Here is a 6630-nt window from a genome sequence, read left to right as displayed (position 1 = left end):
CGACGGGGCTTGACTTTAACGCGGATTTGATTGGTGCTTTCAACATTTTAAAGAAGGCTGTGGAAAAGATAACCCCGAATCTGGGCGGCCTTTATGCTCAGAGGAGGGGTAACGGGGGGAAGACCCTCCCCGAGGGGTCGAAGACCCGCTTTAACTTGGGTCTAAATGAAACCCCTCAAACCTCCCTGCCAATGGCGAGGGGTTAACTCGTTGGAACCCTCGCCCTTCAGGGCGGGGAGGAGGTCAGCCGGCTTAGCTGCTGCGGCTATGTTTACCTTCGTCATGTCATGGAACGAAGTTTTTGTAGCGTCAATTTTAACCCTATCCCACAGAACTTTACCGGCTCAAATTTTGTCAATAATGGCCGGAGCGAGTGGAGGAGCAGCACCCGATTACTACAAGTTTGCAGCAGCATTCATCATGATACTTCCTGCTATAACGTTCATATTCTTTGCTAGGAAGTATTTGGTAACAATGTGGGGTATAACACTGAAATGAGGTGTTAAAAATGGTGGAAGTCAGGCTTGAAAACCTCAAGAAGTATTTTGATAAAGGAAGGGTAAAGGCCGTTGATGGGGTAAATCTCACTATAAAAGACGGAGAATTCCTTGTACTCCTCGGACCGAGCGGTTGTGGTAAGACCACAACGCTTAGAATGATAGCAGGCTTAGAAACGCCAACAGGCGGAAAGATATGGTTTGGGGAGAGAGATGTAACTTACCTTCCTCCCAAAGACAGAAACATATCAATGGTTTTCCAGAGCTATGCTGTATGGCCTCACATGACAGTTTATGATAACATAGCGTTTCCATTGAAAATTAAAAAGTACCCAAAGGACGAGATAGATAAAAGGGTTAAATGGGCCGCGGAGCTGCTTCAAATAGAGGAGCTCCTTGACAGATATCCCGCTCAACTCAGTGGTGGTCAGAGACAGAGAGTGGCCGTTGCAAGGGCAATAGTAGTCGAGCCGGATGTTCTGCTTATGGATGAACCGCTCTCCAACCTCGATGCTAAGCTCAGAGTTGCAATGAGGGCGGAAATCAAGAAGCTCCAAACGAAGTTAAAGGTCACCACAATATACGTTACCCATGATCAAGTTGAGGCCATGACAATGGGAGATAGGATAGCGGTAATGAACAAAGGGAAGCTCCTTCAAGTCGGGCCTCCAACGGAGGTTTATTTGAAGCCCAACTCGATATTCGTTGCAACGTTCATAGGCGCTCCGGAGATGAACTTACTTGAGGTGAGTGTTAAAGAGAAAGATGACTCCATTATCCTAGAGGGAGAAGGGTTTGAGATTCCACTTTCAAGGGACTTTAAAGAGCTCCTAGAGAGGTATATCGACAAAACAGTTGTCTTCGGTATAAGACCTGAACACATGACTATAGAAGGTATCTCATCTCTAGAGCACGTGAAGAGAAGCACAACAATAGAGGGAACAGTAGATTTTATTGAGGCTTTGGGAACAGACACGATCGTCCATGCCAATATAGGAAGCGGCCAAATCATAAAGGTAAAGCTCCCAGGCCACATACCCCTTGAGGTCGGGAGTAAGGTTAAAATAGTTATTGACCTAGATAACATCCACGTATTTGACAAGGACACTGAAAAAGCCATAATATGAGGGAGAGCAAATGGAGGAAGGCGAGCTCAAGGCGCTCTTGAAGGAGTTGGGATTGAACAAATATGAGGTAAATGCATACCTTACTTTAATCAAGCAAGGACCCCTCACAGCGGGCGATCTCGCCTCCCTCTCAAAAGTTCCCCAGCCAAGAATATACGACGTTGTGCGGAGTTTAATGAGCAAGGGCTTTGTTGCAATAACAAGTGAAAGGCCAAAGAAAATAGTTCCACTTGACCCGGAAAAAGTTCTCGACGAAATGGAGAAGGGCTACCTGAAAAAGGTAGAACTCGCAAAAAAAGAATTAAAAGCCATGTACACCCCCCACGAAAGCCGGAGAGAGGTAATAGTAGTAAAAAGCAAAACAACATTGGAGAACTACATAACAGAGGCAATAAAGAACGCCCAGTACCACCTTTCCCTTGCAATTCCTTCACAACTTTTGGAAAAGCTGGCACCATTTTTAAAGGCAAAAAACAAGGAAGTCACAATTGACCTCTTTTTGTATGGAAAGAAGGAAGTTCCAAAAATTGCAGACAAAATTAAGGTAAGAGAAGTAGAGGACCCAACAATAGTAATACAGGACAAAAATCTGGGCATTTACGCTCCCCCCGAAGCGTTCAAATCAAAAGAACAAACAATAAGGGGCTACGCCTTAATAATAATGGACAAAAATCTCCTTTTCATGCTCGATAGATACTTTTACCATGCACTGTGGCCCACTGGAGAACTAGTCTATAAGAAAAAAGAAAAAAGGATAAAGCTTCCAAAGAGCTACATACATATTAGAGCTCTCGTGGAGGACATAAGGGATCACAACCTAATTGGAAGTGAGATAGAAGTACACGGAAAGTTCGTGAAGACCCAAGAACCCGTCCATTTAATTGGAAGGATAGTTGACTTCTTTGAAAATGAAGGAAAGGTTATCTCAAACATAACAGTTGAAACAAAAGATGGAAAAAGGTATGTAGTGGGAGGATGGAACGCATCTCTAGAGGACATTGAAGCGGAGATAATGATCCTTAAAGGCTAAACTATCAGCGATACGAGGTCTCTTATTGCTTTTTCTGGGTCTTTGGCTTTTGTGACGCCGCTTGCTAAGAGAACTCCAACCGTCCCCAATTCTAGAGCCTTCTTCACATCTTCTCCAGTTGAGATACCAGCACCAGTAAGAACCTTAACCTCCGGGTTTACCCTCCTAACAAGCTCTACAGTATTAGTTATCACTTCAGGCTTTGCCTTGCTGACTGGAATTCCAGTGCCAATAAGTTCTGGCGGTTCAACAGCAACGTAATCCGGATTTAGAGTGGCAACTGCCGCGCTAACTGCAGGGTTGTTGCTGCAGACCATTGTCATTAAGCCGACTTCCTCAGCCCTTCTTATTGCAGCTTCCAAATCCGCAAGGATCATTCTGTTTTCGGAGTGGTTGAGTAAAGTCCCAACGGCTCCAGCCTCTTTTACTGCCTCCGGCAAAACGTGGCCTGTATGACTGCCGGGCTTTATTGGGTCTACATGCTGGGCAAAAACTGGAATCTCAACTTCCTGAGCGATTCTATAAAGATCAACCAACTGTGGAGCTACTACTATTGTTATCCCCGTCTCCTTGTAAACTTTTTCTGCCGCCTTGGCTATTTTTAAAGCCCTCTCTCCGGTGGCCTCAATATACGTCTTAAAATTTATGGCTATAATCGGCTCCTTCAACATCTTTACCACCTCTTTTTTAGACAAGACAAAGTGAAAAATTAAAGCGTCCAATCAACTCCCAAAATTCTGCTGTATTCTGCCAAAACCCTTCTAAGGTACTCCTTTGCTGTCACAACTTTGTCTTTCTTAAACTGCTCTGCCCATCTTTCGTTGCCAAACTCTTCTGCACCTTTTGCAACCAAGTCTATAACCCTCATTGAATCCCAGAATACCGGCTCATAACCTGCCTTTTTGAGGAAGTTGACAAGTTTCCTTATTGTTTTCTTGGCCTGTTCTTCCATATCCACATTTTCCCCATAAGCTTCCATAAAGAGTGCCTTCAACACGGGCTTTGCCCATCCACGGTGAAAGCGACACCAACCAACGTTATCATACCAGTATTCATAAAGGGCACTGGCGACTATCTTATTTGCAAGCTCTTCAGGCTCTAAGAATACCCCAAACTGATAGAAAGTCCAGTAGCGACCTTGGATTGGTAAAGGAATGTAGTTCCCAATAGCCCAGTACATAGTGGGTACCATCTCTCCGTTTATCCCTATGGGCGTGTAAACGCCATAGTCTTTGAAGCTTTCCCCGTAGCTCAATCTATCCTTGAATTTCTCATCAAGTATCTCACTAGCCCTCCTTATGCCTTCACCAATTATCCTGGCAATTTCCGTTTCAGCAAAAGCAACTCTGTGGGCTAATTCAGCGACAAGCTTGGCATTCTTTTCACTAGTCTCAACAGGCTTTAAGAGAAGAGAATCCTTATCAAATTCAGGCTTGTCGCTAATTCCAACCTCTTCTGGCTTGAGCAATCCTCTATAGACCAGTTCCAAAACCCATGCAGCGGTACCTCCAAAGCTGATGGCATCAAACCCCATGGCATCAACGGCGTGAACGCTTATATCGCTTGCCCTAAGGGTTATTACACCACTTAAAGGCCCGTTAGCTTCTCTCGGCTCGTACTCTATGTGGTGACCGTTGGCGTATTTCTTACACACCACTGGACAGGGTTCCCCACAGTTAGTCCAGTTTTTGGGTTCTATTGCCTCTTTATTAAAGGGCTCCCAGTAATATTTCATTATGTTCTCGTGGATTTTAATACGGTCTTCTTTTGGAATGTAGGGCATCTGCCAGTTGAGTATGGGCACGAAATCTCCCTCGGCTGGATAGTTCCCTCCAAAGGTTCCTCCCGTGTTGAGCTTAGGATTGTATTTGTATTTCACGGTCTTTTCTGATATGACCTCGTTCATGGGCTTCTTGTGAACGCCTTCAACTATCTGCTTTGCCACCGTTATGTTGCTTATATCACCCTTTGGGAACTTTCTCTTTGCTCTTCCACCAAATATTACGGCAACAACGTTATGAGCCCTCAACAAAACGCTCCCAGTTCCTCCCCTAGCAGCCCAATCCTCACTTCCGACAACTCTCTTGCCGTTTCTCAAAGTTTGAGAGAACACTGCTCCCATGTGCGTATTTAGAGAAGCAGGCCCAACACAAGCTATTCTATACTCCATTCCATCAAACTTGTCATGGAAGTTATCTATGAGGTATTGAGTGAGAGCATAAACCCCCTCTTCCCCTTTGTAGTCCTTCCATATTTCGATTACCTTTTCAAGCTCTATCTCGTGGAGCTCAACATTCAGGTTTTCTCCGTCATTGGAAAGCACTATTACTGTGGGCTTTTCCCTTTTGCCCTCAAGAACCACAAAATCTACTCCAACCCTCTGAAACTGATAAGCCGCACCGCCCATAGTTGATGGGAAAACCCCTCCGTACTGAGGCGATCTGTAAACAAAAGTCATTCTATGAGAACCAGGGAGAACAGAACCAGCAAAAGGCCCTTTTCCAAAAACCATAACGTTCCTCGGATCATAGGGATTTTTGAGCTCGTGGGTCTTATAAACTTCATCGTGCAAGTACAAGGCATAATCAATTATGCCATAAATACCCTCCCGCTCAAATTCTTCACTTTCAACTTTCTTTTCATCGAGGTTTATCTTAAGCACTGAAAACCTCATATCCCTCCCTCCCATATCACTCTGAGTGTTATGTAAAAGAGCAAATTATTTAAGATTTTTGGATAATGCAAGTGAATTTCATAGATTCTTTAGAACAAAATAAAGAAAATTAGCAAAGGAAGATCAAATCGGCTCAAATCTGTCCTTAAGCTTCTCTAAAACACCTGGCAAAGTTGTGTATTCCATCTCCTCAAGCGGTAAGCGATGTGGTTCAAAGGGTCCATGTCTTCTTATGTAATCTGCAATCTCCAATGCCTTTTCTCTTGCTTTATCAAATGCCACATCCTCAAAGAGGTCAACTGGACCTATCAGCTTTCCATCCTTGTTGATCTGCCATCCTAACGCTACAACCCTTGGAGGTCCATCGAATCTTGAGGGAGTTGCATACTTGAGGGGAACGGGCATTATTGGGCCGTTGTGACTTCCTCTCATCCATCCACTTACCAAGTGTGGGAATGCAAATGGCTCCAAGACTTCTCCAAGGGCAGGGAGACCGCTTTGAGCCCTTACTATTGCCACTGGGTCGTCTTTTCCTACGTATTCACCAGCAATTTCGTAAAGCTTTTCGGTGCTTATAACGGCAACCGGCTCATCTTCAGGGAGCTTGTGCCCTTTCTTTGGATACACGCGCTTTATTACGTATCTTGACTTTGCACCTATCAGTGCCAAAATGTCGTAAAGCTCTTCAGGTGAGTTCATAATAACCCTCTTGTGCTCCTTTATGTCCCATATCTCAAATCTAAAGCCCATGTGCATGTGGGGATCAATGACCAGTCCAGCAGTGTTGAAGGGATCGGCAAACATTCTAAAGATCGGCAGGTTGAATGCTCCTGGCTCTGTCTTATCCATGTGGAATGTAACGATAGGCTCGCTTTTTCTCAGGGTAATCTCCATCTCGGCCACTCCTGGGCCCATTCCTCTAACGTTCCCACTAAAGGCATCTTTAAGTAAATCCTGACCAGCTCCGTAGAGACCGAGTTCTTTTGCTATCTCAGTCGCTTCTTTAAACACGTTCCAAGCTAGACCGTGTATTTTCTCACTGTCTACTCCATTTTTATGTGTCATAATAAGCTGCAAATCATCACCGCAGTATGTGGCGTAGAAATCAATTATTGTCCCCTCTTCTTTTGCCTTACCCAAAAGCTCATTAGCCTTCTCGATAAGGGCTGGATGAACCTTGCAGTGTCCCGGCCATCCGCCAATATCAGCCTTTATCACGCTGATGGTTATCTTTTCTCCAACTGCCATGTGACATCACCAATAATACGTTTACTTTCGGTCTTATAAAATTTTACCACCATA

General features: G+C 44.5%; 5 protein-coding genes and 1 pseudogene. 3 read left to right on the top strand and 3 right to left on the bottom strand.

Translation table 11 applies throughout. The annotated features are described in order from the left end of the window. The first annotated feature begins 249 nt into the window (after positions 1 to 249). The 3 genes and pseudogenes from H5T41_09130 (at position 250) to H5T41_09120 (ending at position 2654) form a co-directional block, all read left to right on the top strand. A pseudogene (locus tag H5T41_09130) lies at positions 250 to 498 on the top strand (carbohydrate ABC transporter permease). A gap of 10 nt (positions 499 to 508) precedes the next feature. Next, positions 509 to 1624: an ABC transporter ATP-binding protein gene (locus H5T41_09125; GenBank protein ID MBC7108924.1), complete on the top strand. Its 1116-nt coding sequence runs from the start codon at positions 509 to 511 to the stop codon at positions 1622 to 1624. A 10-nt stretch (positions 1625 to 1634) separates the two neighbouring features. After that, positions 1635 to 2654, top strand: a complete 1020-nt coding sequence (locus H5T41_09120; GenBank protein ID MBC7108923.1) for a TrmB family transcriptional regulator — start codon at positions 1635 to 1637, stop codon at positions 2652 to 2654. On the opposite strand, the gene tpiA is transcribed toward H5T41_09120, so the two are convergent. The 3 genes from tpiA to H5T41_09105 all read right to left on the bottom strand — a co-directional run bounded on the left by tpiA (position 2651) and on the right by H5T41_09105 (position 6576). Beyond that, on the bottom strand, positions 2651 to 3325 hold the full coding sequence (gene tpiA, locus H5T41_09115) for a triose-phosphate isomerase (GenBank protein ID MBC7108922.1): 675 nt from the start codon (positions 3323 to 3325) through the stop codon (positions 2651 to 2653). The genes H5T41_09120 and tpiA overlap by 4 nt on opposite strands. Positions 3326 to 3363: 38 nt before the next feature. After that, positions 3364 to 5328, bottom strand: coding sequence for an aldehyde ferredoxin oxidoreductase family protein (locus tag H5T41_09110; GenBank protein ID MBC7108921.1), 1965 nt, complete (start codon positions 5326 to 5328; stop codon positions 3364 to 3366). A 123-nt stretch (positions 5329 to 5451) separates the two neighbouring features. Next, positions 5452 to 6576, bottom strand: coding sequence for a fructose 1,6-bisphosphatase (locus H5T41_09105; GenBank protein ID MBC7108920.1), 1125 nt, complete (start codon positions 6574 to 6576; stop codon positions 5452 to 5454). Between the last annotated feature and the right edge of the window lie 54 nt (positions 6577 to 6630).

The organism is Methanomassiliicoccales archaeon (assembly GCA_014361295.1).
Classification (GTDB): Archaea; Thermoplasmatota; Thermoplasmata; order Methanomassiliicoccales; family JACIVX01; genus JACIVX01.
This window is presented reverse-complemented; position numbering and strand designations above follow the sequence as displayed.